At 44.4% G+C, this 1,011-nt stretch carries 1 protein-coding gene; it reads right to left on the bottom strand.

What is annotated here, in order from left to right:
- Positions 1 to 1,011: SdrD B-like domain-containing protein (locus Q0838_RS14195; RefSeq protein ID WP_298956547.1), on the bottom strand; the 1,011-nt coding region annotated here is incomplete at both ends.

The following is a 1,011-nucleotide window of genomic DNA, read 5'->3' on the forward strand; positions in this document are numbered from 1 at the left end:
TACATCTACATCCGTAGATCCTACTGGAACTGTTGCTGTCCATTCTCCGTTTGCATCCGTTGGTACAGTTTGTACGTTTCCGTTTGAATCCGTAATCTCTACATCTACGTTTGCTAATCCAGGCTCGCCTGCATCTTGTATTCCGTTTCCGTTTTGATCATCGAATACCACACCGCTTACTGTTCCACTTGTTAGTGGATCGGTATAACCATCATTAGTACTTGGAGTATCTACTCCTGCCATGGCAGTGATCGTTTCTGGATCTGAGTCTACTGTACTTAATACTGCACCTGCTGGTAGTGTTGACTCATCTACATCTATAGACGTACTTCCTGCTGGTACGGTAGCTATCCAGTTTCCGTTAGCATCGGTAGTTACTATTTGCAACACGCCGTTTGCATCGGTAACTTCTACAGTTACTCCTGCTATTCCTGGCTCACCTGCGTCTTGTATTCCATTTCCATTTGGATCATTGAATACAACACCGCTTACACTTCCTGTTGTTGATGGATTACTGAATCCGTCCTCAGTGGACGTCGTATCCATTCCTGCTTCTGCACTTACTGTTTCTGGATCTGAACCTACTGTTGTTAATGTGGATCCGATTGGATCAATTACATCTACATCCGTAGATCCTACTGGAACTGTTGCTGTCCATTCTCCGTTTGCATCCGTTGGTACAGTTTGTACGTTTCCGTTTGAATCCGTAATCTCTACATCTACGTTTGCCAATCCAGGCTCGCCTGCATCTTGTATTCCGTTTCCGTTTTGATCATCGAATACCACACCGCTTACTGTTCCACTTGTTAGTGGATCTGTATAACCATCATTAGTACTTGAAGTATCTACTCCTGCCATGGCAGTGATCGTTTCTGGATCTGAGTCTACTGTACTTAATACTGCACCTGCTGGTAGTGTTGACTCATCTACATCTATAGACGTACTTCCTGCTGGTACGGTAGCTATCCAGTTTCCGTTAGCATCGGTAGTTACTATTTGCAACACGCCGTT

It is taken from the genome of uncultured Nonlabens sp. (assembly GCF_947495285.1).
Taxonomy (GTDB): Bacteria; Bacteroidota; Bacteroidia; order Flavobacteriales; family Flavobacteriaceae; genus Nonlabens.